At 67.5% G+C, this 25,422-nt stretch carries 24 protein-coding genes; 13 read left to right on the top strand and 11 right to left on the bottom strand.

Features of this window, described 5'->3' with window-relative positions:
* The first annotated feature begins 13 nt into the window (after nt 1–13).
* Nucleotides 14–1,126 carry a PilT/PilU family type 4a pilus ATPase gene (locus ACFCQI_RS10650; RefSeq protein WP_395116475.1) on the top strand — a complete coding sequence of 371 codons (1,113 nt, stop codon included), beginning with the start codon at nt 14–16 and terminating at the stop codon, nt 1,124–1,126.
* 129 nt (nt 1,127–1,255) lie between these two features.
* Here the strand turns inward: ACFCQI_RS10650 and maiA are convergent, their stop codons facing one another.
* On the bottom strand, nt 1,256–1,918 hold the full coding sequence (maiA, locus tag ACFCQI_RS10645) for a maleylacetoacetate isomerase (protein ID WP_395116473.1): 663 nt from the start codon (nt 1,916–1,918) through the stop codon (nt 1,256–1,258).
* Nucleotides 1,919–2,100: 182 nt separating this feature from the next.
* Between maiA and ACFCQI_RS10640 the strand changes: the two genes are divergently transcribed.
* Entirely contained in the window at nt 2,101–3,285 is a 1,185-nt protein-coding gene (locus tag ACFCQI_RS10640) for a phosphoglycerate kinase (RefSeq protein ID WP_395116470.1), read from the top strand.
* Nucleotides 3,285–3,938, top strand: a complete 654-nt coding sequence (locus tag ACFCQI_RS10635) for an HAD hydrolase-like protein (protein WP_395116468.1) — start codon at nt 3,285–3,287, stop codon at nt 3,936–3,938. The genes ACFCQI_RS10640 and ACFCQI_RS10635 overlap by 1 nt, the downstream gene beginning before the upstream one ends.
* 129 nt (nt 3,939–4,067) lie before the next feature.
* On the opposite strand, the gene tkt is transcribed toward ACFCQI_RS10635, so the two are convergent.
* The gene (tkt, locus tag ACFCQI_RS10630) at nt 4,068–6,077 is read right to left on the bottom strand and encodes a transketolase (RefSeq protein ID WP_395116466.1); all 2,010 of its coding nucleotides are present in this window, start codon (nt 6,075–6,077) and stop codon (nt 4,068–4,070) included.
* A 255-nt stretch (nt 6,078–6,332) separates the two neighbouring features.
* Between tkt and ACFCQI_RS10625 the strand changes: the two genes are divergently transcribed.
* Nucleotides 6,333–6,932 carry an outer membrane protein gene (locus ACFCQI_RS10625; protein WP_395116464.1) on the top strand — a complete coding sequence of 200 codons (600 nt, stop codon included), beginning with the start codon at nt 6,333–6,335 and terminating at the stop codon, nt 6,930–6,932.
* A 181-nt stretch (nt 6,933–7,113) separates the two neighbouring features.
* On the top strand, nt 7,114–7,692 hold the full coding sequence (locus ACFCQI_RS10620) for an outer membrane protein (RefSeq protein ID WP_395116462.1): 579 nt from the start codon (nt 7,114–7,116) through the stop codon (nt 7,690–7,692).
* A 96-nt stretch (nt 7,693–7,788) separates the two neighbouring features.
* Here ACFCQI_RS10620 and ACFCQI_RS10615 read toward each other — a convergent pair whose 3' ends face one another.
* The 4 genes from ACFCQI_RS10615 to ACFCQI_RS10600 all read right to left on the bottom strand — a co-directional run bounded on the left by ACFCQI_RS10615 (nt 7,789) and on the right by ACFCQI_RS10600 (nt 11,832).
* The gene (locus tag ACFCQI_RS10615) at nt 7,789–8,793 is read right to left on the bottom strand and encodes a class I fructose-bisphosphate aldolase (RefSeq protein WP_395116460.1); all 1,005 of its coding nucleotides are present in this window, start codon (nt 8,791–8,793) and stop codon (nt 7,789–7,791) included.
* A 155-nt stretch (nt 8,794–8,948) separates the two neighbouring features.
* Entirely contained in the window at nt 8,949–9,389 is a 441-nt protein-coding gene (locus tag ACFCQI_RS10610) for an energy transducer TonB (protein ID WP_395116458.1), read from the bottom strand.
* A gap of 94 nt (nt 9,390–9,483) precedes the next feature.
* Complete coding sequence (gene pyk / locus ACFCQI_RS10605; protein ID WP_395116456.1) at nt 9,484–10,956, bottom strand: pyruvate kinase; 1,473 nt, start codon at nt 10,954–10,956, stop codon at nt 9,484–9,486.
* A gap of 45 nt (nt 10,957–11,001) precedes the next feature.
* Nucleotides 11,002–11,832, bottom strand: a complete 831-nt coding sequence (locus ACFCQI_RS10600; RefSeq protein WP_395116454.1) for a S1/P1 nuclease — start codon at nt 11,830–11,832, stop codon at nt 11,002–11,004.
* A 172-nt stretch (nt 11,833–12,004) separates the two neighbouring features.
* Between ACFCQI_RS10600 and gap the strand changes: the two genes are divergently transcribed.
* Nucleotides 12,005–13,006, top strand: a complete 1,002-nt coding sequence (gene gap, locus ACFCQI_RS10595) for a type I glyceraldehyde-3-phosphate dehydrogenase (protein WP_395116452.1) — start codon at nt 12,005–12,007, stop codon at nt 13,004–13,006.
* Nucleotides 13,007–13,077: 71 nt separating this feature from the next.
* Here the strand turns inward: gap and ACFCQI_RS10590 are convergent, their stop codons facing one another.
* Both ACFCQI_RS10590 and fdxA read right to left on the bottom strand, forming a co-directional pair.
* Nucleotides 13,078–15,387, bottom strand: coding sequence for a nitric-oxide reductase large subunit (locus tag ACFCQI_RS10590; protein WP_395116450.1), 2,310 nt, complete (start codon nt 15,385–15,387; stop codon nt 13,078–13,080).
* Between the two features lie 187 nt (nt 15,388–15,574).
* A complete protein-coding gene (fdxA, locus tag ACFCQI_RS10585) occupies nt 15,575–15,898 on the bottom strand; it encodes a ferredoxin FdxA (protein WP_395121338.1) in 324 nt (107 codons plus the stop codon).
* 141 nt (nt 15,899–16,039) lie between these two features.
* Here fdxA and azu point away from each other — a divergent pair, with 141 nt between their 5' ends.
* Both azu and ACFCQI_RS10575 read left to right on the top strand, forming a co-directional pair.
* Nucleotides 16,040–16,486: an azurin gene (gene azu, locus ACFCQI_RS10580; RefSeq protein WP_395116448.1), complete on the top strand. Its 447-nt coding sequence runs from the start codon at nt 16,040–16,042 to the stop codon at nt 16,484–16,486.
* An 88-nt stretch (nt 16,487–16,574) separates the two neighbouring features.
* On the top strand, nt 16,575–16,982 hold the full coding sequence (locus tag ACFCQI_RS10575) for a group III truncated hemoglobin (RefSeq protein ID WP_395116446.1): 408 nt from the start codon (nt 16,575–16,577) through the stop codon (nt 16,980–16,982).
* Nucleotides 16,983–17,176: 194 nt separating this feature from the next.
* Here the strand turns inward: ACFCQI_RS10575 and tpx are convergent, their stop codons facing one another.
* The gene (gene tpx / locus ACFCQI_RS10570) at nt 17,177–17,677 is read right to left on the bottom strand and encodes a thiol peroxidase (protein WP_395116444.1); all 501 of its coding nucleotides are present in this window, start codon (nt 17,675–17,677) and stop codon (nt 17,177–17,179) included.
* A 25-nt stretch (nt 17,678–17,702) separates the two neighbouring features.
* The gene (locus ACFCQI_RS10565) at nt 17,703–18,140 is read right to left on the bottom strand and encodes a CopD family copper resistance protein (protein WP_395116442.1); all 438 of its coding nucleotides are present in this window, start codon (nt 18,138–18,140) and stop codon (nt 17,703–17,705) included.
* A 242-nt stretch (nt 18,141–18,382) separates the two neighbouring features.
* Here ACFCQI_RS10565 and ACFCQI_RS10560 point away from each other — a divergent pair, with 242 nt between their 5' ends.
* The 5 genes from ACFCQI_RS10560 to ACFCQI_RS10540 all read left to right on the top strand — a co-directional run bounded on the left by ACFCQI_RS10560 (nt 18,383) and on the right by ACFCQI_RS10540 (nt 24,894).
* Complete coding sequence (locus ACFCQI_RS10560) at nt 18,383–19,501, top strand: PLP-dependent cysteine synthase family protein (RefSeq protein WP_395116440.1); 1,119 nt, start codon at nt 18,383–18,385, stop codon at nt 19,499–19,501.
* 108 nt (nt 19,502–19,609) lie between these two features.
* Nucleotides 19,610–20,371, top strand: coding sequence for a glucose 1-dehydrogenase (locus ACFCQI_RS10555; protein WP_395116438.1), 762 nt, complete (start codon nt 19,610–19,612; stop codon nt 20,369–20,371).
* Between the two features lie 25 nt (nt 20,372–20,396).
* Nucleotides 20,397–20,834: a universal stress protein gene (locus ACFCQI_RS10550; protein ID WP_395116436.1), complete on the top strand. Its 438-nt coding sequence runs from the start codon at nt 20,397–20,399 to the stop codon at nt 20,832–20,834.
* Between the two features lie 22 nt (nt 20,835–20,856).
* Nucleotides 20,857–23,376 carry a cation-translocating P-type ATPase gene (locus ACFCQI_RS10545; RefSeq protein WP_395116434.1) on the top strand — a complete coding sequence of 840 codons (2,520 nt, stop codon included), beginning with the start codon at nt 20,857–20,859 and terminating at the stop codon, nt 23,374–23,376.
* Nucleotides 23,377–23,574: 198 nt separating this feature from the next.
* Complete coding sequence (locus ACFCQI_RS10540; protein ID WP_395116432.1) at nt 23,575–24,894, top strand: NRAMP family divalent metal transporter; 1,320 nt, start codon at nt 23,575–23,577, stop codon at nt 24,892–24,894.
* Between the two features lie 92 nt (nt 24,895–24,986).
* Here the strand turns inward: ACFCQI_RS10540 and ACFCQI_RS10535 are convergent, their stop codons facing one another.
* Nucleotides 24,987–25,409: an OsmC family protein gene (locus ACFCQI_RS10535; protein ID WP_395116430.1), complete on the bottom strand. Its 423-nt coding sequence runs from the start codon at nt 25,407–25,409 to the stop codon at nt 24,987–24,989.
* Nucleotides 25,410–25,422 lie beyond the last annotated feature (13 nt).

Raw genomic sequence — 25,422 nt, 5'->3', positions numbered from 1 at the left:
CCAGGGGTAAAACGTGGACATCGGCTACTTCCTCAAGCTCATGGTAGACAAGGGCGCGTCGGACATGTTCCTGTCCACCGGTGCCCCGGTGAACATCAAGGTCGAGGGCAAGCTTTATCCGCTGGGCAATACCGGCCTGCCGAGCGGCATGGTCAAGAAGATCGCCTATTCGCTGATGGACGAGGGCCAAGTGCCGCAGTTCGAGCGCAACCTCGAACTGAACATGGCATTGGCGGTGAAGGAAGCCGGCCGCTTCCGCATCAACGTCTTCAAGCAGCGCGGCGAAGTGGGCATGGTGATCCGCGCGATCAAGAGCGAGATCCCCTCGATCGAGCAGCTGCAGCTGCCGCCGATCTTCCGCGACCTGATCATGGAGCCGCGCGGACTGATCCTGGTGGTGGGCGCCACCGGCTCGGGCAAGTCGACCACGCTGGCGGCGATGATCGACCAGCGCAACTCGCAGTCGCCCGGGCACATCCTCACCATCGAGGACCCGATCGAATACCTGCACCGGCACAAGCGCTCGATCGTCAACCAGCGCGAGGTCGGGCTGGACACGCACAGCTACCACGAGGCGCTGAAGAACGCGATGCGCGAGGCGCCGGACGTCATCATGATCGGCGAGATCCGCGACACCGACACGATGGAGGCGGCCATTGCCTTCTCCGAGACCGGCCACCTGTGCCTGGCCACGCTGCACTCCAACAACTCCGACCAGACGCTGGAGCGCATCCTCAACTTCTTCCCCGAATCGGCGCACAAGAACGTGCTGATGAACCTGGCGCTGAACCTGCGCGCGGTGATCAGCCAGCGCCTGGTGATCGGCAAGGACGGCCGCCGCATCCCGGCCGCCGAGGTGCTGCTGAACACGCCGCTGATCCGCGACATGATTCGCCGCGGCCAGATCCACGAGATCAAGGACGCCATGGATCGCAGTCTGCAGGAAGGCATGCAGACCTTCGACCAGTCGCTGTACAAGCTGTACAAGGAAGGCCGCGTGGAACTGGACGAGGCCCTCAGCAAATCCGACTCCCGCGATGGCCTCGCCCTCAAGATCCGCCTCGCCGAAGGCGGCAACAGCAGCGCCGAACTGGCCGGCAACGACCCGTACGGGATGGGGTTCTGAAGGGCCGGGAATAGGGAATAGGGAATCGGGAATCGGGAATCGGAAAAACCAAGCGCGGAGCGCGGCTCCTGCTCTTGCAGTTCCTATTCCCTATTCCCGATTCCCTATTCCCCATTCCCTATTCCCGGCTTACGGTGCGTCGGGTTGCGCCTCCGGCGCCGCACGCTGAAACGCTTCCAGCTCGTTGCAGGCGGCGTGGATGCGCGTAATGGTGGGGTAGTCGTCGAGCGGCAGTTTCCAGCGAATGGCGTTGTAGACCTGCGGGATCAGGCAGGCATCGGCCATGCTCGGGGTTTCGCCGTGGCAGTAGCGGCCGGTGGCGGCGCTCTCCGCCAGCATGGCTTCGATCGCCTTGAAGCCGGCATCGATCCAGTGCCGCGACCAGGCTGCCCGCTGCTCCTCGCTGGCGCCGAACTCCTTCTCCAGATGCTGCAGCACGCGCAGGTTGCCCAGCGGGTGAATGTCGCAGCACACCGCCATGGCCAGCGCGCGCACCTGGGCGCGGCCGCGGGCGTCGACCGGCAGCAGCGCGGTCTCCAGCTCCGGGTGCATCTCGTCCAGGTATTCCATGATCGCCAGTGACTGGGTCAGCACACGGTCGCCGTCGCACAGCACCGGCACGGATTCGAGCGGGTTCAGCGCCTGGTATTGCGCCGTGTGCTGCTCGCCGCCGTCGCGCACGAGGTGCACCGGACGCGTCTCGTAGTCCAGGCCCTTCAGGTTCAGCGCGATGCGCACGCGATAGGCAGCACTGGAACGCCAGTAGCTGTAGAGCACCAAGCCGGTCGCCATGAGCGGTCCCCCCCTGCGTGGATAGCCTGCAGTTTAGCCACAAGTGCAGCCGTTGCGCGCGCCCGCGTGTCGTCGGCCCGGCGTGCCTCGCCAGGCCGCGTTTGCATCACTGCCGCGGCCACCGGACAATAGGCGGTTGCAGCCGGTTCTGGCTAGCCCCCACCATCCAACGGAGTTGTGCCGTGTCCGTCATCCGCATGAGCGACCTCGACCTGCGCAACCAGCGCGTGCTGATCCGCGAAGATCTCAACGTGCCGATCGACGAACAGGGCCGGATCACCTCGACCCAGCGCCTCGACGCCGCCCTCCCGACGATCCTGGCCGCCCGCGACGCCGGCGCGAAGGTGATGGTGATGTCGCACCTGGGCCGGCCCAAGGAAGGCCAGTTCGACGCCGAATCCTCGCTGGCGCCGGTGGCGCTGTGGCTGAGCAGCAAACTCGACCAGCCGGTGCGGCTGGTGGCCGACTACCTGGTCAACGGGGTGGAGGTGGCCGCCGGCGAGGTGGTGCTGCTGGAAAACTGCCGCATGAACGTCGGCGAGGGCAAGGACGACGACACGCTGGCGAAGAAATATGCCGCGCTGTGCGACATCTTCGTGATGGACGCGTTCGGCACCGCGCATCGCGCACAAGCCTCGACCCACGGCGTGATCAGGTACGCCCCGGTCGCCGCCGCCGGCCCGTTGCTGTGCGCCGAGCTGGATGCGCTGGGCAAGGCGCTGGAGCACCCGGCGCATCCGCTGCTGGCGATCGTGGCCGGCTCCAAGGTGTCGACCAAGCTGACCCTGCTGGACAACCTGATCGGCAAGGTCGACCAGCTCATCGTCGGCGGCGGCATCGCCAACACCTTCATCGCCGCGATGGGACACTCGGTCGGCAACTCGCTGGTGGAGATGGATCTGCTCGACGCGGCGAAGAAGGTGCTGGCCGACGCCAAACGACGCGGCGCCGAAGTGCCGATGCCGATCGACGTGGTGGTGGCGCCGGCGTTCTCCGCGCAGGCCCCGGCCACGATCAAGCCGGTCGACCAAGTCGGTGCGGACGAGATGATCCTCGACATCGGCCCGCAGACCGCCGAACTCTACGCCGCCCTGATCGCCAAGGCCGGCACCGTGGTGTGGAACGGCCCGGTCGGCGTGTTCGAGTTCGACGCGTTCGGCAAGGGCACCGAAACGCTGGCGCGCGCGATCGCGGCGTCGAACGCGTTCTCGATCGCCGGCGGCGGCGACACGCTGGCCGCGGTCGACAAGTACGGCATCGCCGACCAGGTCTCCTACATCTCCACCGGCGGCGGCGCGTTCCTGGAATTCCTCGAAGGCAAGGAACTGCCGGCGGTCACCGCGTTGAAGGCGCGAGCCGCGAAGTAATGCTCTGCCTGTTCGATCTCGACGGCACCCTGATCGATTCCGAGCACGGCATCACCGCCTGCGTGAAGCATGCGCTGGCGCGGCTGGACGTGCCCGCGCCGGCACATGCGGAACTGCGCCGCTGGATCGGCCCGCCGCTGCGGCACAGCTTCGCGCCGCTGCTGGACCACGACGCCGAACGCATCGAGGCGGCGGTGGCGTACTACCACGAGCGCTTCAACACGCTCGGCTGGCGCGAGCACGAGATCTATCCGGGCATCGAGCTGCTGATCGAGCGGCTGCGCGGCGCCGGCCACCAGCTCGCCGTGGTCACCAGCAAGCCGCACCGCCACGCCGCGCCGATCCTCGCCCACCTGCCGTTCGGCGACGCGTTCCTGCGCCTGTACGGCCCGCACCCGGACAGCGCGCACAGCGAGAAGGCCACGATGATCGGCGAAGCACTGGCTGACTTCGGCGCCGATCCGGCCGACACAGTGATGATCGGCGACCGCCACTTCGACATCGACGGCGCCGTCGCCAACCGGGTACGTGGCTTCGGCGTGCTGTGGGGTTTCGGCGGCCGCGCGGAACTGGAACAGGCCGGCGCCCACGCCATTGCGGCAACGCCGGACGAACTGGCCGCCTTGCTGGAAATCCCGGCGGCCGCTCCGTAGGGCGGGCACCGCCCGCCGGCTTTTGTTTCGGTCGCTGGATAAGGCAGAACGGCGGGCAGTGCCCGCCCTACCGAATGAGGCGCTCGCACAGGCATTCCCGCGATCACCGGGAGGCGACCGCGAGTAGCCTTATTTGACGACGCGCTTCACCGCATCGATCACATGCGCCACGGTGAAGCCGAAGTGCTCGAACAGCTGCGGCGCAGGAGCGGAGGCACCGAACGTGGTCATGCCGACCACTTCGCCGTCCAGGCCCACGTACTTGCGCCAGAAATCGGCGCTGGCCGCCTCCACCGCCACGCGGGCGCGGCACCACAGCGGCAGCACGCCTTCGCGGTATTCCAGCGGCTGCGCGTCGAACACCTCGGTGCACGGCATCGACACCACGCGCACGGCCACGCCCTGCTGCGCCAGCGCGCGCGACGCCTCCATCGCCAGTTCCACTTCCGAACCGGTGGCGATCAGGATCGCCTGGAACTTCGTGTCCAGCGGATCGGACAGCACGTAGCCGCCGCGCAGGATGTCGGCCACCTGCTGTGCGCTGCGCTGCTGGTGCCTGAGGTTCTGCCGCGAAAAGATCAGGCACGACGGCGCGCCCTTGCGCTCGATCGCCGCCTTCCACGACGCGGCCGATTCCACCGCATCGCACGGACGCCACAGCTGGTTGTTCGGGATGTAGCGCAGGCTCGCCATGTGCTCCACCGGCTGATGGGTCGGGCCGTCCTCGCCCAGGCCGATCGAGTCGTGCGTGTAAACGTGGATCGCATGGGCCGGGATCAGCGCACTCATGCGCACCGCATTGCGCGCGTAGTCGGAGAACACCAGGAACGTCGCGTCGTACGGGATGAAGCCGCCATGCAGCGCCACGCCGTTGGCGATCGCGGTCATGCCGAACTCGCGCACGCCGTAATAGACGTAGTTGCCCTTGCCGTCCGCGCTGTCGCCGGTGGCGGCGTCGAGGCTGCCCTTCCACTTGGTCAGGTTGGAGCCGGCCAGGTCGGCCGAGCCGCCGATCAGCTCCGGCAGCAGCGGCGCGAACGCTTCGATGCTCATCTGCGAAGCCTTGCGCGAGGCCACTTCGGGACCGTCGGCCTGCAGCTTGTCGATGAACGCCTGCGACTTCGCGGCCCAGTCGGCCGGCAGTTCGCCGCGCATGCGGCGCTTGAACTCGGCGGCCAGTTCCGGATGCGCGGCGGCGTACCTGGCGAACGCATCGTTCCACGCCTGCTCCGCGGCGGCGCCCTTGGCCTTGTGATCCCAGCCGGCATAGATCTCGGCCGGTATCTCGAACGGTGGGTACTTCCAGCCCAGCTGCTCGCGCGCGGCGGCGATCTCGTCCTTGCCCAGCGGCGCGCCGTGACTTTCCTCCTTGCCCTGCTTGTGCGGCGCACCGAAGCCGATGACGGTTTTCGCGCAGATCAGGGTGGGCTTGTCGTGCTGCGTGGTGGCCTTGGCGATCGCCTGTTTGATCGCCTCGGCATCGTGCCCGTCCACGCCGCGGATCACGTTCCAGCCGTAGGCCTCGAAGCGCGCCGGCGTGTCGTCGGTAAACCAGCCGTGTACCTCGCCGTCAATCGAGATGCCGTTGTCGTCGTAGATCGCCACCAGCTTGCCGAGCTGCCAGGTGCCGGCCAGCGAGGCAGCTTCGTGCGAGATGCCTTCCATCAGGCAGCCGTCGCCGAGGAATACGTAGGTGTGGTGATCGACCACATCGTGGCCCGAACGGTTGAAATGCGCCGCCAGTACCTTCTCGGCCAGCGCGAAGCCGACCGCATTGGCCAGGCCCTGACCGAGCGGACCGGTGGTGGTCTCCACTCCCGGCGTTTCGCTGGCTTCCGGGTGGCCGGCGGTCTTCGAATGCAGCTGGCGGAAGCGCTTGAGCTGCTCCATCGGCAGGTCGAAGCCGCTCAGGTGCAGCAGCGCGTACTGCAGCATCGAGCCGTGGCCATTGGAGAGCACGAAGCGGTCGCGGTTGCACCACTTGGGATTGGCCGGATTGAACCGCAGGAAGTCGTTCCACAGCACCTCGGCGAGGTCGGCCATGCCCATCGGCATGCCCGGATGACCGGACTTGGCCGCTTCCACGGCGTCCATGGCAAGGGCTCGCACGGCGTTGGCGAGTTCGCGGCGGGTGGTCATCAGGCGTCTCCGGAGGGTGCAAAAGCGTCCATTGTCGCCGATCCGGTCGCGCGGTGTCGCGCGCCGGACACGGCCCTGGGCACGGCCCGCATTCGGCCGGCTTAATCTGCGCTTAATACTGAACTAATGAGTATTGAATCTTTCGGGGCACCACCCATCTAAGTCTTCGTGTCGCCGCCCGTCTTGGGCGGGGCGCATTCGACAAACGGCCCTCCCCATCCGGGGCCAACTGTCCTGACCATTGGAGCCTCATCCATGAAAACCAAGAAAACACTGCTCGCCCTCGCTCTCGTCTCTGCCGGCCTGGTGGCCGTCCCCGCCGCCTTCGCGCAGAACGCGCCCGCCGACAACGCCGGCTGGTTCGTCAACGGCAACATCGGCCGCACCGCGATCAACCATGGGCCGTACGATGGCCATGACACCGGCTATGCCTTGAACGGCGGCTACCGTTGGTCGCTGGCGCCGAACTTCGCGCTGGGCGCCGAGGTGGGCTACAACGACCTGGGCAACATCCACGCCAAGAACATCTTCAACAGCGACCCGGTGATCGCCGACAACAAGTCGCAGCTGCACGGCTGGACGGTGGGCGCCAACGCCCGGCTGGACATGACCCCGAACTGGTACCTCAGCGGTCGCGCGGGCCTGTACAGCTGGACCGGTCACGGCATGAACAACGACGTGAACCCGATCCGCAAGAGCCTGGACGACAACAGCTGGTACGCCGGCGCAGGCATCGGCTACAACATCACCCCGCAGCTCAGCGTGGGCGTGAACTACGACTACTTCGACGCCAGCAAGGACCACGTGAACCTCAGCACGGACATGGTCTCGGCCAGCGCCGAATACCGCTTCTGATCCGCAGAGGTTGATTCCGACATCGCGTCGGGATGTTCACCTACAAGAAGAGGGCGCCTGAGGGCGCTCTCTTTCTTTATGCGAACTGCGCCACATATAAAATACGTGGTTGGCGCCTTGCGTCCCGACGCGCAGGACTGCGACAGGAAAGATCGGGAAACACCACAACAGGGGATTTCAAATGAAAAACTCATTCTTGACGCTGGCCGCTCTGGCCGGTGCGACGTTGGCCACGGCCAGCGTGCAGGCAAAGGATCTCACCGGCGGTTTCGTCAACCTCGGCGCCGGTCGCGTGAGCTACCACGCCACGTTGGACAACTACGACCTCGGCAGCGAACACGGCACGGCCGTCATTCTCAACGCCGGCTACCGCACCCAGTTCATCGGCTTCGAGGCGGGCTACACCGACCTCGGCAGCATCAGCAGCCGCGATGGCACCACCTACGCCAAACTCTCGGGTGACGGCTGGACCGCAGGCATCAACGGTCACTTCAACCCGACCGACGCCTGGTACATCTCCGCGCGCGGCGGCGCCTTCGTGTGGAAGCTGCACGGCACGGCGCAGTCCAGCGATCCGGCCAACTCGTTCAACGAGAAGGCCAGCAGGCAGTCGCTGGGCTGGTATGCCGGCGTCGGCACCGGCTACGACATCAACAAGAGCTGGAGCATCGGCGCCAACTTCGATTACTACAGCATCTCCAAGCAGGGCCTGGACATCGGCAACCGCATCTACACGGTGAGCGCCGAGTACCGCTTCTGAACTCCATCGCGTGACGCAAAAAGGGCGCCGCAAGGCGCCCTTTTCTTCTCTGCCGATTCCCTGTTCCCTATTCCCTATTCCCCGCCTGAAAGGCAATCAGCCGTTCCACTGCCCCAGCGCCGCCAGGCCATTGTCCCTGGCGCGGGCGTGAACGATCTTCTGCGCGTCGGCGACATTGCCCTTCAGGTCCTTCGACCACAACTGCAGCGCGGCCTGCTGCATCGCGCGGCCGTAGGAGAACGACAGCGGCCACGGGTGCGGGCCGATCTGGTTCATCGCGTTGAGGTGTGCGGTGGACTGCTGGTCGCTCTGGCCACCGGAAAGGAACACGATGCCCGGCAGCGCTGCCGGCACGGTGGACTTGAGCACGCGCACGGTGGCCTCGGCTACTTCACCGATCTCGGCCTGCTCCTCGCAATCCTTGCCGGGGATGACCATGCTGACCTTCAGGATGGTGCCTTCCAGCATCACGTTCTGCTCGTACAGCGCATTGAACAGGCTGCGCAGCACGGCTTCGTGCACTTCGTAGCTGACTTCGATGGTGTGGTCGCCGTCCATGATCACTTCGGGCTCGACCATCGGCACCAGGCCGGCCTCCTGGCACAACGCGGCGTAACGAGCCAGCACGTGGCAGTTCGCCTCGATCGCGGTGGAGCTGGGGTTTTCCTCGGAGATGTTGATCACCGCGCGCCACTTGGCGAACTGGGCGCCCAGCTTCGCGTATTCCTGCAGGCGTTCGCGCAGGCCGTCGAGGCCTTCGGTGACCACGTCGCCGGGGAAACCGGCCAGCGGCTGCGGGCCCTTGTCGACCTTGATGCCGGGGATGATGCCGTTCTTCTTCATCACCTGGGTGAACGGCACGCCGTCCTTGGTGGACTGGCGGATCGTCTCGTCGAACAGGATCGCGCCGGAGATGTGCTCGGACAGGCCCGGCGTGGTCAGCAGCAACTCGCGGTAGGCGCGCCGGTTCTCCTCGGTGTTCTCGATGCCGACGGCCTCGAAGCGCTTGCGGATGGTGTTGGTCGACTCGTCGATCGCGATGATGCCCTTGCCGGGCGCAACCATCGCCAGGGCGACGCTTTCGAGATCTTCAATGCTCATTGGTGACTCCGCGATGGTGGGGGCGATGCCCGGCCACCCATGGTGGGCGCCGCCTCGAGAACGAAGCGGCATGGTGAAAAACGTCGATTATAGGCCAGATCCGGGCCGCGACGGGCCGAAACGACGCCGCACCCCGCAGGCACTGCCGGCTCAGCTCAGGCCGGGTAGCCGGGCAGCTTGCACGGGGCCATCAGCTGGGCGCGCGCGGCCGGGTCCTTGGGACCGTTGAACACCACGATGTAATACGTGGCCACCGGCTGGTGGATGTTGTTGTTCAGCGACGGGCCGTAGCGGAAATTGGCCACTGCGCTGCGCGCCATCGGGCCGAGGTCGCTCTTCGGCTCCACCTTGGCCACCTGCACGTCCATCGGCACGCCATCGGAACCGATGGTGTAGGTCACCGCCACGCAACCGGGCTTGTCCAGGTTGAGGCCGCTGTTGGGCGCATCCATCTGCACCTGGGTGTTGAGCAGGATCCAGTAGCGGTACAAGTCCTGCTGGTCGATCTTGACCGTCTGCGCCAGCACCGGCGCTGCGGCGCCCAGGGCGAGCGCGAACAGCACGCCGCGGCACACGGAGGAAAACGGGATGTTCATGGCAGGCTCCGGCAACGTGTCGATGGCCACAGTGTAGCTGCCTGCACGCCGCGCCAGCGTCAACGATGTCGCGGCGACGCGGCCGGTTCAGGCTTCACAGGTCGCGCAGGCTGTCGATGGTGCCGTCGGGGCCGACCGCGAGCAGCTTCAGCGTGTTGGTGCCGCCGACGTGGCCGACGCGGTCGCCGTAGGTGATCACCACGCTGTCACCCTGGACCAGCCTGTCCTGTTCGAACAGCAGGCGCACCGCGGCGCGGGTGGAAGCGGCCATGCTCTGCTTCTCGCCGTGGCTGAACTCCACCGGCTGCACGTCGCGCAGCAGCTGCATGCGCCGCCGTGCGGAGGCCGACGGCGACATGCCGTAGATCGGCACCGCGCTGCGGTAGCGCGACAGCCATTGCGCGGTGGCGCCGGATTCGGTCAGTGCCACGATCGCCCGTACGCCGAGCTGGCCGGCCAGCATCATCGCGGCCAGCGCGATCGCCTGGTCGGTGCGGTCGAGCCGGTGGCCGCCGGCGGAGAGGTCGTCCTTGGGCTCGAACTGGCGCTCGGCGCCGAGGCAGATCCGCGTCATCGCGGCCACCGCCTTGTCCGGATGCGCACCGGCGGCGGTTTCCTCCGACAGCATCACCGCATCGGTGCCGTCGATCACGGCATTGGCCACGTCGAGCACTTCGGCGCGGGTCGGGATCGGCGAGCGCACCATCGACTGCAGCATCTGGGTGGCGGTGATCACCGCGCGATTGCGCTGCACTGCCTCGCGGATGATCTTCTTCTGCAGGCCGGGCAGCTCGGCATCGCCGATCTCCACGCCCAGGTCGCCGCGCGCCACCATCACCACGTCGGAGGCGTCGATGATCTCGCCCAGTACCGGGATGGCGTCGGCGCGCTCGATCTTGGCCACCAGCGCGGCACGCCCGCCGGCCAGCTTGAGCAGGCGGCGGGCCTGGTGCATGTCGTCGGCCGAACGCACGAAGGACACGGCGAGGAAATCCGCGCCGATCTCGGCGGCCAGCTGGATGTCCGCCTTGTCCTTGTCCGACAGCGCGTCGACGGAAAGCCCGCCGCCCTGCCGGTTGAGCCCCTTGCGGTTGGACAGCTTGCCGGCCACCAGCACCTCGCAGCGCACTTCGCTGCCGACCACCTCGCGCACGGTGAGCCCCACCAGGCCGTCGTCCAGCAACAGCACGTCACCGGCGCTCACGTCATCGGGCAAGCCGTAATAGCTCACGCCCACGCGGGTGGCGTCGCCGGGCGGCACGCCGGGGCGGCAATCGAGCACGAAGCTGGCACCTTCGACCAGCTGCACCGGGCCGTCGGCGAAGGTCTCGATGCGGATCTTCGGCCCCTGCAGATCGGCCAGCACGCCGACCTCGCGGCCCGCAGCCTCGGCCGCTTCGCGCACCGCCCGCGCGCGGGCGCGGTGATCATCGGGCGCGCCGTGCGAGAGGTTGAGGCGCACGACGTCGACGCCTTCGTCGATGAGCTTGCGCAGCGCGCCCGGTGCGTCAGTGGCCGGGCCGAGGGTGGCGACGATCTTGGTGCGGCGGATTTTGGAAATGAGCATCAGCTGAGCCTAGCAGAATCGTCACGCCGCGCCGCCGGTCCACGCTCAACGCGCAGCGGAACCGGCGCCGAGCGCCAGGTTGAGCACTTGCGCGAGGCGACGGCCGGCTTCGCGCAGGCGGCGGTCGGCCACAGGCAGCCAGGTCGACACGTAGCCCGGGGTGATCTTGTGGCCGACGGGGTAGAAGCCGGCCTCGGCGGTGATCCGGCACGACTCCTGCGCCCACTGCGCGTAGGGGTTGTCCAGCGGCGCACTCGGCGCCGGCAACGGCACCGGCACCGCCGAATCCAGGCGCTGCGCATACTGCTGCCAGTCCAGCCCGCGCGTGTAGAGCATGCCGGAGTCCCAGACCCGGTGCAGGTTGCTGCCCTTGCCGTCGAACTGCACCTGATAGGTGTTGCCGCCCTTGTCCTCGCGATAGCCGGCATGCAAGGGCTGGTGGACGTCGCCGACGAAATGCACCACGAACTTCAGCGCCTGGCGGCGCACGGCGTCCGGCTTGCTGCGGTCGCCCAGCACACCCACGTAGTACTGCAGCGCCGCCACCACGCAGCGACCGTCGCGGCAATCGCGCGGCGGCACGTAGTCGCACGAGGGGCCACCGCGGAAATTGATGTAGTGCTGGCTGCGTGTCTGCCTCCACAGATTCGCCATGGCCGGATCGTCCTGCATCTGGTCGGCCCAGTTGGCGACGTCGCCCAGCGAATCGGTATGCTCCGGCGCCAGCAGGCGCTGGACCTCGGCTTCCGCAGCGGGGCTCAAGTGCCGCTGCGCCAGCTCGGCGACCACGCTGTGGCCGAGCGGCCCCCACGCCAGCGCCGGCGTAACCAGCAGGCAGGCGAGCACGGCGGTGGTGGCGCGACGGGCGAAGCTCATGCGAGTCATTCCGGCAAGGGAGGGATCGCCGCAGTCTGCCACAGAGCACTGCGGCTTTTTGCCGCCGCCGGCGCGCACCACGGCCCGCGGGGCAGGCAGGCACCCGGAAATGGCGGTAAAATCGGCGTTCTTTCCGCCGCGCTCGCGGCATCCTTCAGGAGGACGTTCCCTCATGACCATCAAGGTCGGCATCAACGGCTTCGGCCGCATCGGTCGCAACGTGCTGCGCGCCGCCGTGGAGAACTTCGGCAACGACATCGAGATCGTGGCGATCAACGACCTGCTGGAGCCCGATTACCTGGCCTACATGCTGAAGCACGACTCCGTGCACGGCCGCTTCGATGGCGACGTGGAGGTCGACGGCAACCACCTGGTGGTCAACGGCAAGCGCATCCGCCTGACCCAGGAGCGCGACCCGGCCAACCTGAAGTGGAACGAGGTGAACGCCGAAGTGGTGATCGAATCCACCGGCCTGTTCCTGACCAAGGAATCGGCGCAGAAACACATCGACGCCGGCGCCAAGAAGGTGATCCTGTCCGCGCCGTCGAAGGACGCCACGCCGATGTTCGTCTACGGCGTCAACGACAAGACCTACAAGGGCGAGGCGATCATCTCCAACGCCAGCTGCACCACCAACTGCCTGGCGCCGGTGGCCAAGGTGCTCAACGACAAGTGGGGCATCAAGCGCGGCCTGATGACCACCGTGCACGCCGCCACCGCGACGCAGAAGACCGTCGACGGCCCGAGCAACAAGGACTGGCGCGGCGGCCGCGGCATCCTGGAGAACATCATCCCTTCCTCCACCGGCGCGGCCAAGGCGGTCGGCGTGGTGATCCCCGAGCTCAACAAGAAGCTCACCGGCATGAGCTTCCGCGTGCCGACCTCCGACGTGTCGGTGGTCGATCTCACGGTGGAGCTGGAGAAGCCGGCGACCTACGAGGAAATCAAGGCCGAGATGAAGGCGCAGAGCGAAGGCGCGCTGAAGGGCATCCTGGGCTACACCGAGGAGAAGGTGGTGGCCACCGATTTCCGCGGCGACGCGCGCACCTCGATCTTCGACGCCGACGCCGGCATCGCGCTGGACGACAGCTTCGTCAAGCTGGTCAGCTGGTACGACAACGAGTGGGGCTACTCCAACAAGTGCCTGGAGATGGTGCGCGTCGTCGCGAAGTAGTCGCCTCCCACGCAATCCGCGAGGCCCGCGCCGACATCGTCGGCGCGGGCTTTTTCATGTGCGGCGGCGGCTCAGCGCGCTTGTGCCCGGGCGTCCGCCCGCACGCCGAGCCAGCCCTTGACCGAGGCGATCACCAGCGGAATCGCGCCGAAGCCGATGAAGATCAGGTCGCCGGGCAGGCGCAGCCACTCCACCAGGTGCGAACGCGACGTGGCCATGTACTCCACGCTGCGCGCGTGCCAGTAGCCGTGCTCGACCACGTCCCACAGCTGCATCACCCCGCTGGGGAACAGGCTCATCAGGATCATCAGCATCAGGCCGATATTGGTCCCCCAGAAGGCCACCTTGACGTACTTCTCGATGCCCGGCCAGCGCGCGTCGCTGCTGACCTGGCGCAGGCAGAACACCATCAGCGCGATCGCCAGCATGCCGAACACGCCCATCAGTGCCGCATGGCCATGGGTCGGCGTGACCTGGGTGCCCACTTCGTAGTAGCTGACGATCGGCAGGTTGAGGAAGAAGCCGAACATGCCCGCGCCGACGAAGTTCCAGAAGCCCACCGCCATCAGGAAGTAGAACGTCCACTTGTGCGGCACCCTGACCGACTTGCCGCACACGGCGCAGTCGCCGCGGGTGGTACGCACGAAATCCCAGGCATCCAGCGTCAGCAGGGTCAACGGCACCACCTCGAGCACCGAGAACAGGGCCGACAAGGCCATGTTGAAGTTCGTGTGGCCGGTGAAGTACCAGTGGTGCCCGGTGCCGATCAGGCCGCCGAGGAAATACAGGATCGCGTCCAGGTAGATCACCCGCAGCGCCACGTTGCGTCGGGTCAGGCCCAGTTGGTAGAAGGTCAGCGCCACCACCGTGGTGGCGAAGAACTCGAAGAAGCCTTCCACCCACAGGTGGATGATCCAGAAGCGCCAGGTATCGACCACCGTGTAGTTGGTCTTCGCGCCGAAGAACAGCGCCGGCACGTAGAACACCGGAATGGCGACGGCCGCGAACATGAACATCTTCGCCAGCGGGCGTGCCGCCTCGTTGGCCACCGCACGCGGGCGTGCCAGCATCCACAGGATGACGAACCAGGCCAGCAGGCCGACCACCAGCAGGTACTGCCAGAACCGGCCCAGTTCCAGGTACTCCCAGCCTTGGTCGCCGAACCAGAACCACAGATGGCCCAGCTTCTGTTCGATGCCGGCCCAGACGCCGAGCAGGCTGCCGCCGATCACCACCACGAAGGCGGCAAACAGCAGGTGCACCCAGCCGGCGAGCCAGCGCGGCTCGTCATCCGGCGCACGCAGCGAGCGGCCGAGGAACAGGGCGGCGGCGACATACGCGGTGGCGATCCAGAAGATCGCCGTCTGCAGATGCCAGGTACGCAGCAGGTTGCTGGGAAAGATGTTCTCCAGCTGGAAGCCGTAGAAACTGCCCGGGTCGGCGCGGAAGTGGGCCACGCCGCCGCCGACCAGGGTCTGCATCAGGAACAGCAAGGCCACCACCACGAAGAACTTCATCAGCGCCCGCTGGCCCGCGCCGACCTGCCCCGGCAACAGCTGCGGGTGCACGTGGTGGCCGCGGCTGATCCAGCCCAGGTAGTCGAACTTGCCGAACGCCAGCAGCACGGTCGCGATGCCGGCCAGCAGCACCAGCAGGCTCAGCGCGCTCCACAGCAAGGCACTGCCGGTGGCCACGTTGCCGACGCTGGGGTCGTAGGGGAAGTTGTTGGTATACGACGCCTCCGTGCCCGGCCGCGTCGCCACCGAGGCCCACGCCGCCCAGGTCACGAAGGCGGTGAACTGGTGCAACTCCACCGGATCGCTGATCAGGCCCGGCTTGAGTCCCCCGTTTTTCGTCGGGTCCTTGAAATAGTCCGTCCAGTAGCCGATCTGCTGCCGGTAGGCGACGGCTTCGGCATCGGTCAGCTGCAGCACGCCGGTTTGCGCATCGTAGCGGTTGGTCTTCAGGACCACCGCCGTCTGCCCACGCACCGCGGCCTGCTGCTGCGCATCCAGCTCGCCCGGAGGCTTGCCGTACTGCTTGCCGGCGATCGCCGCCGCGGTGTCCACGCCCAGCCGGTGCAGTGCCTCGGCGGAGTAATCCGGCCCGAGGTACGCGCCATGTCCCCAGATGCTGCCGTTGTCCATCAGGCCGTATTTGAGAAAGACCGCCTGGCCGTCGCGGATGTCGTCACCGCTGAACAGGGCCGTGCCCTGGGCATCGACCACCTGCGCGGGAATCGGTGGCGCGTTGCGATAGGCCAGCGAGGTGATCGCCAGCAATCCGGCAAAGCCGAACACCAGCACGATCGCCACCGTTCGCAGCCACCATGGTGACAGTTCGGTATCGTCGTCGGTCAAGGGTTGCGCTGCCTCGTTCATCGTCGCTCCTCCGGCAGGATGAGTGCGCGCAAGCCTGTGGCGCAACAAGGCGGCGAAACGCTCCCGCCCTGCGTGTCGAACCGGCTCGCGCGGATCGATGCGGTGGTTCTGGTTCCCCCGTCAACGCATCGCCCGCCTACCATAAACCTTTTTGCTCCTCCGCAGCAGGGCGACGTGCCGGGTGGACTCAGCGCTTGAGCAGCGGCAGCTTGTTCGGTACGCCGTCCCACTTGTCGGCGTCTTCCATCGACGGGATCTTGCTGGTCAGCACCGGCCATTCCTTCGCCAGCTCCGCATTGATCGACATGTAGATCTCCTGCCCGGCCGGTACGTCGAGCTCGGGGAAGATCGCCCCGACCGGACACTCCTCCACGCACAACGTGCAGTCGATGCATTCGTCGGGATCGATCACCAGGAAATTGGGCCCGGCGTGGAAGCAATCGACCGGGCACACCTCGACGCAGTCGGTGTGCTTGCAGTTGATGCAGTTGTCGGTGACGACGTGCGTCATCATGCCTCCTTCCGCAGCCTCGCCGCGGTAACTACAGTGTCCGCGGCAACTGCTGCCGTGACCATGATCCAGATCAGTGTGCCACGCTCGCTGCCCACGCAGAATCCTTCCGTTCTCTCATCTTCCCCAAGGAGCGACACCATGCGCAAACTGATTGCCGTTGCCCTGCTCGGGCTGCTCTCCACTCCGCTGATGGCTGCCGAGTGCGCCACCACCATCGAGGGCAGCGATGCGATGCAGTTCAACAAGAAGACCATCACCGTGCCGAGTACCTGCAAGACCTTCAAGGTCACGCTCAAGCACACCGGCAAGCTGCCGGTCACCGCGATGGGCCACAACTGGGTGCTGTCGCACGCCTCGGATGAAGCCGGCGTGGTCGCCGACGGCATGAAGGCCGGCGCGGCCAACAGCTACGAGAAGCCCGGTGACAGCCGCATCATCGCCCACACCAAGCTGATCGGCGCCGGCGAGAGCGACACCGCCACGATCAACGTGGCCAAGCTCAAGGCCGGCGAGCAGTACGCGTTCTTCTGCACCTTCCCCGGCCATGCCGCCCTGATGAAGGGCACGCTGAGCCTCGGCAAGTAAGCTTTGCCGCAACGGCAGCGCGCCCGGCCGAGATGGCCGGGTGCGCCTTTTCTGCGTCATGCGTCCGTTTCGTGCACCCTGCCCCGACATGAGCCCAGCCGAGCCCTTCAACGAAACCGCCATCGCCACGCTGGTCGACCACTTCTACGAGAAGGTGCGGCGCGATCCGGAGATCGGCCCGGTGTTCAATGCAGCCGTGCACGACTGGGACGAGCACAAGCGCCTGCTGACCTCGTTCTGGTGTTCGGTGGCGCTGCGTGCGGGCAGCTATCGCGGCAACCCGATGGCAGCACACCGCCCGCACCCGATCCGCGCCGAGCATTTCGATCGCTGGCTGGCACTGTGGCGTGAAACCTGCGGCGAGGAACTCGATCCGGTCCACGCCGAGCACATGCTGGAGTACGCCCAGCGCATCGGCCGCAGCCTGAAGTACGGCCTGGGCCTGCATCCCGAAGCGAAGCCGTTCGGTGTGCCTGTGATCGGCATCCATCGCTGATCGGCCACACCCCGATTCGCGCAAGGCCATTGCAGGAGCGCACCCTCTGCGCGACGTCTACCAGGAGCATCGCGCACAGGGTGCGCTACAGCATTCAGCGTAGGGCGGGCATTGCCCGCCGGCTCTTCGACAAGATGCGCGGCCAGCCTCGGCGGGCAGTGCCCGCCCTACTCACAGGCAAGCGAAAGTCCTGATCAGCCCAGCGCTTTCAGCGCGGCGGCGTAATCCGGCTCGTCGCCGATCTCGCCCACCAGCTCGGTGTGCAGCACCTTGTCGTGCTCGTCCAGCACCACCACTGCCCGGGCGGCAAGGCCGGCCAGCGGGCCGTCGGCGATCGCCACGCCGTAATCGGCGAGGAATGCGCGGCCGCGCATCATCGACAGGTTGACCACCTGGTCCAGCCCTTCCGCGCCGCAGAACCGCTTCTGCGCAAACGGCAGGTCGGCGGAAATGCACAGCACCACGGTGTTGTCGAGCTTGCCCGCGGCCTCGTTGAAGTGGCGCACCGAGGCCGCGCAGGTCGGCGTGTCGACGCTGGGGAAGATGTTGAGCACCTTGCGCTTGCCGGCGAAACGCGACAGCCCGGCGTCGGAAAGGTCGCCCGCCACCAGCGAAAACGCCGGTGCGGCCGCGCCGACCGCGGGAAAGCTGCCGTCGACGCGAACCGGCTTGCCGTGGAGGGTAACTGTGGACATGGTGCGACTCCTGCTTTGTGAAAGGCTACAAGTAGAACATGGTCTTGGCCAGAAACACGATGCCGACCATCAGCGCCAGCACGATGCGGTGGGTGTGCTTGAACCGGCAGACGTCCATCTTCCCGTGGCGCATCGCCCACATCGCGTTGACGAACACGCCCAGTACGCCAAACGCCAGTACCACCTTGAGCAGCAGCCAGTTGCCGAAGCGCGAGCCGACGCAGGCAAAGCCGTCGCAGCGGATGTCGAACAGCATGAAGCCGCTGGCGAACAGCAGCACTACCACCACCGGCATGTAGCGCCGTACCCGCGCCATCACCGCCTGCTCGATGCGCTGCATGGTGACGATGTCGAAGTGCTTGTGCAGCGACTCCACCACGATCACCTCGAACGCCACCGCACCGACGAACACGATGGCGCAGGCCAGGTGCAGCAGGACGATCCACGGATACCAGGCAAGCATGCGCGTTGGCCATGAGAAAGAACCAACGCCCAGCATCCGCCGCCCAAGCGGCGCCGGCCATGACCTGCATCAACCGGTGCCGGCGGCGCAGCCGCTGCACCGGTCTGTGACAATCCGCCCCGCGTCGCCGCCATCGCGGTTGACCTGCATCAGGGCCGCGGCCGCACGCCGCCGCGAGCATGTCCCCTGCCGATTGTCGGCATTCGCGTTCTTTCGCCACCCATGGCAAGTCGAGGCTCCGCGTGAACAGTGTCGTCCCGCTCATCCATCCGTTGCGCCACACCGGGCGGCGCTGGGTCCACGAAGCACTCGAATGTCTGGCCCAGGAAGCCGCGCGCTCGGCCGACACGCACCTGCTGAAACTCAACTTCCCCGGCTTCCACGGCATCGACTTCTACTTCAAGGACGAGGCGAGCCATCCCAGCGGCAGCCTCAAGCACCGGCTGGCGCGCTCGCTGTACCTGTACGCGTTGTGCAACGGCCGGCTCGGCCCGGACCAGACGGTGGTCGACGCCTCCTCCGGCAGCACCGCGATCTCCGAGGCCTGGTTCGCGCGCCTGCTCGGCCTGCGTTTCGTCGCGGTGATGCCGGCGTGCACCGCGCCGGGGAAAATCCGCGACGTGCAGGCGCTGGGCGGCGAGGTCGACCTGGTGGACGACCCCGCCAAGGTGCATGCGCGCGCCGCCGAGCACGCGGCGCGCGGCGCCTGTCACCTGGATCAGTTCGGCCTGGCCGAGCGCGCCACCGACTGGCGCGGCAACAACAACATCGCCGAGTCGATCATTGGCCAGCTCGCCCGTGAGCGCTCGCCCGAGCCGCACTGGATCGTCTGCGGTGCCGGCACCGGCGGCACCTCGGCCACCATCGGCCGCTACCTGCGCTATCGCCGTCTGCACACCCGGCTGTGCATCGCCGACCCCGTCGGCAGCGGTTTCGTGTGCGGCTGGCAAAGCAACGACCGCAGCGCCGTGGCCAGCCGCCCCACCCTGATCGAAGGCATCGGCCGGCCGCGGGTCGAGCCGGGCTTCGTGTTCGAGGTGGTGGACCACGTGATCGGCGTGCCGGACGAAGCCTCCATCGCCGGCGCGTGGCTGCTCGGCGAGCTGTTCGGGCATCGCTACGGCGGCTCCTCGGGCACCAACTTCGTCGCCTGCCTGACCCTGGCGGCCACGATGCGCGCCGAAGGCCAGCGCGGCAGCATCGTCAGCCTGCTGTGCGATCGCGGCGAGCGCTACGCCGAAACCCTGTTCGACCCGCACTGGTTGACCGCGCACGGCATCGACCGCTCGCACAGCGAAGCGTCGCTGCGCCACAGCATCGAGACCGGCTGCGCGCCGCTGCGCCGGACAGCCTCCGCCTGACGCCGCGCCAATCCGCCGCAGGCACCGCCGGGGCGATTTGACCATGGTCAACACCGGCAACCCGCAGCCGGCCCATGCTGGCTTCCATATTTCACGGGAGACACGGCGATGGGCAGACTGAGCGGCAAGGTGGCACTGGTGACCGGCGCCGCCGTGGGCATCGGCGCCGCCTGCGCGCGCCGGCTGCTGGAAGCCGGCGCGAAAGTGGCGCTGGTCGACATGCACGACGGACCGGGCCAGCAGCTGGCCGCGGAACTCGGCGAGGGCGCGCGCTATTTCCACGCCGACGTGGCGGTAGAGGCCGAGGTGGCCGCGGCGATAGCCGGCACGGTCGCCGCGTTTGGACGTCTGGACGTCCTGGTCAACAACGCCGGCATCGCCGGCGCGAACAAGCCGACCCACGAAATCACCGAAGCCGAGTGGGACCGGGTGCAGGCGATCAACGTGAAGGGCGTGTTCTTCTGCACCAAGCACGCGATCGCGCCGCTGCGCGCGGCCGGCGGCGGCAGCATCATCAACCTGTCGTCGATCTACGGCCTGGTCGGCGCGCCGGATTCACCGCCCTACCACGCGTCCAAGGGCGCGGTGCGGCTGATGAGCAAGACCGACGCGATGCTGTACGCTGCCGACCGCATCCGGGTCAACTCGATCCATCCCGGCTTCATCTGGACGCCGATGGTGGAGCAGCACATCGCCTCGATGGGCGGCGACCCGGCCGAACACCGGCGCGAGGTCGGCGCGCTGCACCCGCTGGGCCACATGGGCGAGCCGGACGACATCGCCTGGGGAGTGGTCTACCTGGCGTCCGACGAATCGAAATTCGTGACCGGCAGCGAGCTGGTCATCGACGGCGGCTACACCTGCCACTGACCATCCACTGCTGGAGGACTCCACCATGTTCAAGCACATTTTGCTGCCCACCGACGGGTCCGAGCTGTCGCTGCGGGCGGTCGACACCGGTATCGAACTGGCTGCCAGACTCGGCGCCCGCGTGTACGCATTCCACGTCATCGCGCCATTCCCCGCCTCGGTCTACTTCGCCGAGTTCGTCGTGGCCAACGAGCCGGGCTACACCCGCGAGGCAATCGCCAACGCCGAACGCTACCTGGCCGACGTGCGCGGGCGGGCGCAAGCCGCCGGCGTTGCCTGCGAAGGCAGCCACGAAATCGATGCGCGTCCCTACTCGGCCATCGTCGGCGCCGCGCGCAAGCAGCAGTGCGACCTGATCGTGATGGCCTCGCACGGCTGGCGCGGCTTCGACCGGCTGTTGCTGGGCAGCGAGACGCACAAGGTGATCTTGAACGGCGACGTGCCGGTGCTGGTTTGCCGTTGAGCAACGGCCGGCGGGCCGCGGCGTGAACGGGAAGACAGCGCCGCCCGCCCGCAGCGGCCTCGACCCGGCCGAGGCGGCGCGCCGATTGGCGGCACACGGCCCGAACCTGCTGCCGGGCAGCGCCCCCAGGAGCATGCTCGCGATCGTCGGCGGCGTGCTGACCGAGCCGATGTTCCTGATGCTGCTGGTTGCCGGCGGCCTGTATCTGGCGTTGGGCGACCGCGCCGAGGCGGCGTTCCTGCTGTCGTTCGTGTTCGTGGTGATGGGCATCACGCTGGCGCAGGAGCGCAAGACCCAGCGGGCGCTGGAGTCGTTGCGCGAGCTGTCCGCACCGCGCGCGCTGGTGATCCGCGGCGGCGAGGAAAAGCGCATTCCCGGCCGCGAAGTGGTGGTGGGCGACTTGCTGGTGCTGCACGAGGGCGATCGCATCGCCGCCGACGCGGTGCTGCTGGACGGCCATCTCGACGTCAACGAATCGCTGCTCACCGGCGAGGCGGTGCCGGTCACCAAGCTCCCCGGCGAGGATACCGGCCAGCTGTTCGCCAGCACCGTGGCGACCAAGGGCGTCGGCGTCGCCGAGGTCCGCGCCATCGCCAGTGCCACCGCAGTCGGCCGCATCGGTCAGGCGCTGGCCGATACCGTCGAACCGGTGTCCGGCCTGCAACAGGCCTCGCGCCGGCTGATCCGCAACCTCACCGTCGGCGGCCTGCTGCTGGCCGCGGCGTACGCGTTGCTCGGCTGGCTGTGGGACGGCCACGGCCTGCTCCAGAGCGTGCTCGCCGGCATCGCGCTGACCATGGCGATCCTGCCGGAAGAGATCCCGGTGATCCTCACCGTGTTCCTGGCGCTGGGCGCGTGGCGGATCTCCAGGCACAAGGTGCTGACGCGCCGCGTGCCCGCGGTGGAAGCGCTGGGCGCGATCTCGGTGCTGGCGGTGGACAAGACCGGCACGCTGACCCAGAACCGCATGCAGGTCGCCGAACTGCGCCTGGTCGACGGCAGCACGCACGACCAGGACGCGCACGAGCTGCCCGAGCCGTTTCATGCGTTGGTCGAGTTCGCCATGCTGGCGACGCCGGCCGACCCGTTCGACCCGATGGAGAAGGCGATCCAGCAGTTCGGGCTGCACTGGCTCACCGATACCGAGCACGTGCACGCCGAGTGGGCGCCGGAATTCGAGTACGCGCTGTCGCCGGAGATCCTGGCGATGACCCACGTGTTCCGCGGCGACGCGCGCGGCACGCACCTGCTGGCGACCAAGGGCGCGCCGGAAGCGGTGATCGACCTGTGCCATCTGGCCGCCACTGACGCGGCGGCCATCCTGCACCAGGTCGAGGGGATGGCCGAGCGCGGCCTGCGCGTGCTCGGCGTGGCCCGCGGCGAGTGGCAAGGCGAGGCGTGGCCGCGCAGCCAGCACGACTTCGAGTTCCGCTTCCTCGGTCTGCTCGGTTTCGTCGACCCGCCGCGCCCCGAAGTGCCGGCGGCGATCGCCGAATGCCGCAGCGCCGGCATCCGCATCATCATGATGACCGGCGACCACCCGGCCACCGCGCGCGCGATCGCCCGCGAGGTGGGCTTGAGCGAACGCGCCGAGGTGATCACCGGCGCGGAGATGGCCGCGCTGGACGACGCGGCGCTGCGCGAGCGCCTGCGTCGCGTCGACCTGTGCGCACGGCTCCAGCCCGAGCAGAAACTGCGCCTGGTGCAGCTGCTGCGCGAAGGCGGCGAGGTGGTGGCGATGACCGGCGACGGCGTCAACGATGCGCCCGCGCTGAAGGCCGCCGACGTCGGCGTGGCGATGGGCGAGCGCGGCACCGACGTGGCGCGCGAGGCGGCCGCCCTGGTGCTGCTGGACGACAGCTTCGCCAGCATCGTCAACGCGATCCGCCAGGGCCGGCGCATCTACGCCAACATCACCAAGGCCACCCGCTTCGTGTTCGCCGTGCACATGCCGATCATCGCGCTGGCGCTGGTGCCGACCCTGCTGCACTGGCCGGTGCTGCTGATGCCGGTGCACATCGTGCTGCTGGAGCTGCTGATCGACCCGGCCTGCTCGGTGGTGTACGAGGCCGAGCCCGCTGCCGACGACATCATGCGGCGACCGCCGCGCGCACCGTCGGACTCCCCGTTCGCCGTTGCCAACCTGCGCTACGCGGTGATCCAGGGACTCGGCTTCGCCGGCACCCTGCTGCTCGGCTACGGCGCGCTGCTCGGCCAGGGCCTCGACGCCGCGCAAAGCCGCGGCGCGGTGTTCATCGCGCTGGTGCTGGGCTTGTTCCTGCTGACCCTGGCCAACCGCGACGCGTCCCGCCCGGCACTGGTCCGCACGCCGGCGAAGAATCCCTGGCTGGTGCGCATGTTCGGCGGCGTGGCGCTGATGCTGGCGATCGTGATCGGCGTGCCGTTCTTCCGCGACGTGATGGGGTTGGCGATACCGAACGCAGCGATGCTGCTCACCGTCGCCGGGATGCTGGCCGCCGCCGTCGCCTGGCTGGAACTGCTGCGTCGCTCGATGCGCACCAGCGCGCGCGTGCCGCGCTGACCCGCGACACGGCAGCAGGCGACGCCTCCCACGGCGCTCCTGCCGTGACCTCACGGGCGCCGAGGCGATGACCTCGATGGCACCGCCCGCATGCGGATTTCCCGAGCCCCCATCGGCCATCGATACACGCGTACAGTACGTCGTCGGCCTGCGCGATCAGCCACCCCCAACGCCCCGCTGGCTCACCGGAAGCCACGCATGAAGAAGACGCCCGCCGGCACGGCCACGGTGCCATCCGGCCGCAGGAACACCGAGGACGGCGGCACCGAAAAACCGCTGTGGGCCAATCTGAGTGCGGGCCTGGTCACGGGTGCGGCAGACGACGACCCCAGCGGCATTGCCACCTACTCGCAGGTGGGCGCCGCGTTCGGTTACGGCATGCTGTGGTGCATCCTGGTGACCATGCCGTTGATGATCGCGATACAAGCGGTCAGCGCCGGCATCGGCCGCGTCACCGGCCACGGCCTGATGGACGGCATGCGCAAGTACTACCCGCATCCGCTGGTCTACGCGCTGACCGCCTCGCTGGTGATCGCCAACGTGATCAACCTGGCGGCCGACATCGGCGCGATGGGTGCCGCGCTGAAACTGCTCATTGGCGGGCCGGCGCTGATCTATGCCGCGGGTTTCGCCCTGTTGTCGCTGGTGCTGCAGGTGTTCATCCCGTTCACCCGCTATGCCCCGATCCTCAAGCTGCTCACCCTCAGCCTGTTTGCCTACGTGGCCACCGTGCTGGTGATCGACGTGCCGTGGCTGGCTGTGCTCAAGAGCCTGGTGCTGCCGCCCATCACGTGGAACGCGTCGTACGCCGTAGGCCTGGTCGCGCTGCTCGGCACCACCATCAGCCCCTATCTGTTCTGCTGGCAGGCAGCACAAGAGGTCGAGGAAATGGAGTCGAGCAAGCGCCGCAAGCCCTTGCGCCGCGCGCCGAAGCAGGCACCGAGCGCCCTGCGTCGCATCGGCATCGACACCACGGTCGGCATGATCTTCTCCAACCTGATCTCCTTCTTCATCATTCTTGCCGCCGCGGTCGTGCTGCACGCGCATGGCAAGGTCGACATCCAGACCTCGGCCGAAGCGGCCGCGGCACTGCGACCGCTGGCCGGCGACATGGCATTCGCACTGTTCGCCGCCGGGATCATCGGCACCGGCCTGCTTGCCGTACCGGTGCTGGCCGGCGCCACCGCCTATGCCGCCGCCGGCGCGTTCGGCCAGCGCAGCGGGCTGGAGTACAAGCCGCAAAACGCCAGGTTTTTCTACGGCGTGCTGATCGTCGCCAGCCTGGCCGGCATCGCGCTGAACCTGACGCCGCTGGACCCGATCAAGGCCTTGTACTGGAGCGCGGTGATCAACGGCGTGACCGCCGTGCCGTTGATGGTCGTGATGATGCTGATGGGCTCGCGGCGCAAGGTCATGGGCAAATTCACCATGCCGTGGCCGCTCAGGATTTTCGGCTGGTTGGCTACCGCAGCCATGGCGACGGCGGCCGTGGTGATGTTCGTCACCTGGGGGAAATGAAGGCGCGTCGCGAAGGAAGATTGCCAGTTGGCACTGGTCGCGACGGTGCCGCGAAGGCGCTTCCGGACCGCACGTCGAAGATCGGTCCTGGGTCAGCCCGCGCGCCGCAGCACACCGGAAAGGCGGGTGCCCGGCGCGACCGTGTTGAACACCGTGCCGAACTTGCGCACGTTGTCGTGCAGCAGGGCCAGCCGCTGCTCGCTCTCGTCGCTGTCCACCAGGATCTCGTAGTCGATCGATTCCAGCCGTGGCGGCACCTCCTGGCGCACGCCGTGCACGCGCACCTCGACCCCGCGCCACTGGAACTTCAGTATCGGCGTGACCCGCTCGATGCTCTTGATCATGCAGGCCGACAGGGCGGCCAGCAGCAGTTCGGCGGGATTGAACGCATCGAGGCGACCGGACAGAGCCGTGTCCAGCGACAGCTCGGCGCTCTTGCAGCGGGCGACGCTGCCGTGGGCATCGAGACGATGGGCAATGACGTGGAAGCTCAGCTTGCCAGCGGGTTCGGTCATGGGAGTTCTCCGG

The sequence above is a fragment of the Rhodanobacter sp. FW102-FHT14D06 genome (genome assembly GCF_043950705.1).
Classification (GTDB): Bacteria; Pseudomonadota; Gammaproteobacteria; order Xanthomonadales; family Rhodanobacteraceae; genus Rhodanobacter.
Note: the sequence above shows the minus strand (reverse complement) of the source record. Positions and strands in the feature narration are given on the sequence as shown.

What these genes read in the sequence shown, in the direction of transcription:
- fdxA (WP_395121338.1), bottom strand. Translation starts at nt 15,898, where the DNA reads ATGACGCACGTCGTCACCGACAACTGCATCAACTGCAAGCACACCGAC.
- tkt (WP_395116466.1), bottom strand. Translation starts at nt 6,077, where the DNA reads ATGACCACCCGCCGCGAACTCGCCAACGCCGTGCGAGCCCTTGCCATG.
- ACFCQI_RS10600 (WP_395116454.1), bottom strand. Translation starts at nt 11,832, where the DNA reads ATGAGCTTCGCCCGTCGCGCCACCACCGCCGTGCTCGCCTGCCTGCTG.
- ACFCQI_RS10575 (WP_395116446.1), top strand. Translation starts at nt 16,575, where the DNA reads ATGAGCCCAGCCGAGCCCTTCAACGAAACCGCCATCGCCACGCTGGTC.
- ACFCQI_RS10625 (WP_395116464.1), top strand. Translation starts at nt 6,333, where the DNA reads ATGAAAACCAAGAAAACACTGCTCGCCCTCGCTCTCGTCTCTGCCGGC.
- ACFCQI_RS10635 (WP_395116468.1), top strand. Translation starts at nt 3,285, where the DNA reads ATGCTCTGCCTGTTCGATCTCGACGGCACCCTGATCGATTCCGAGCAC.
- ACFCQI_RS10540 (WP_395116432.1), top strand. Translation starts at nt 23,575, where the DNA reads ATGAAGAAGACGCCCGCCGGCACGGCCACGGTGCCATCCGGCCGCAGG.
- ACFCQI_RS10565 (WP_395116442.1), bottom strand. Translation starts at nt 18,140, where the DNA reads ATGCTTGCCTGGTATCCGTGGATCGTCCTGCTGCACCTGGCCTGCGCC.
- ACFCQI_RS10610 (WP_395116458.1), bottom strand. Translation starts at nt 9,389, where the DNA reads ATGAACATCCCGTTTTCCTCCGTGTGCCGCGGCGTGCTGTTCGCGCTC.
- ACFCQI_RS10535 (WP_395116430.1), bottom strand. Translation starts at nt 25,409, where the DNA reads ATGACCGAACCCGCTGGCAAGCTGAGCTTCCACGTCATTGCCCATCGT.
- pyk (WP_395116456.1), bottom strand. Translation starts at nt 10,956, where the DNA reads ATGCTCATTTCCAAAATCCGCCGCACCAAGATCGTCGCCACCCTCGGC.
- ACFCQI_RS10550 (WP_395116436.1), top strand. Translation starts at nt 20,397, where the DNA reads ATGTTCAAGCACATTTTGCTGCCCACCGACGGGTCCGAGCTGTCGCTG.
- gap (WP_395116452.1), top strand. Translation starts at nt 12,005, where the DNA reads ATGACCATCAAGGTCGGCATCAACGGCTTCGGCCGCATCGGTCGCAAC.
- azu (WP_395116448.1), top strand. Translation starts at nt 16,040, where the DNA reads ATGCGCAAACTGATTGCCGTTGCCCTGCTCGGGCTGCTCTCCACTCCG.
- maiA (WP_395116473.1), bottom strand. Translation starts at nt 1,918, where the DNA reads ATGGCGACCGGCTTGGTGCTCTACAGCTACTGGCGTTCCAGTGCTGCC.
- ACFCQI_RS10615 (WP_395116460.1), bottom strand. Translation starts at nt 8,793, where the DNA reads ATGAGCATTGAAGATCTCGAAAGCGTCGCCCTGGCGATGGTTGCGCCC.
- ACFCQI_RS10620 (WP_395116462.1), top strand. Translation starts at nt 7,114, where the DNA reads ATGAAAAACTCATTCTTGACGCTGGCCGCTCTGGCCGGTGCGACGTTG.
- tpx (WP_395116444.1), bottom strand. Translation starts at nt 17,677, where the DNA reads ATGTCCACAGTTACCCTCCACGGCAAGCCGGTTCGCGTCGACGGCAGC.
- ACFCQI_RS10590 (WP_395116450.1), bottom strand. Translation starts at nt 15,387, where the DNA reads ATGAACGAGGCAGCGCAACCCTTGACCGACGACGATACCGAACTGTCA.
- ACFCQI_RS10555 (WP_395116438.1), top strand. Translation starts at nt 19,610, where the DNA reads ATGGGCAGACTGAGCGGCAAGGTGGCACTGGTGACCGGCGCCGCCGTG.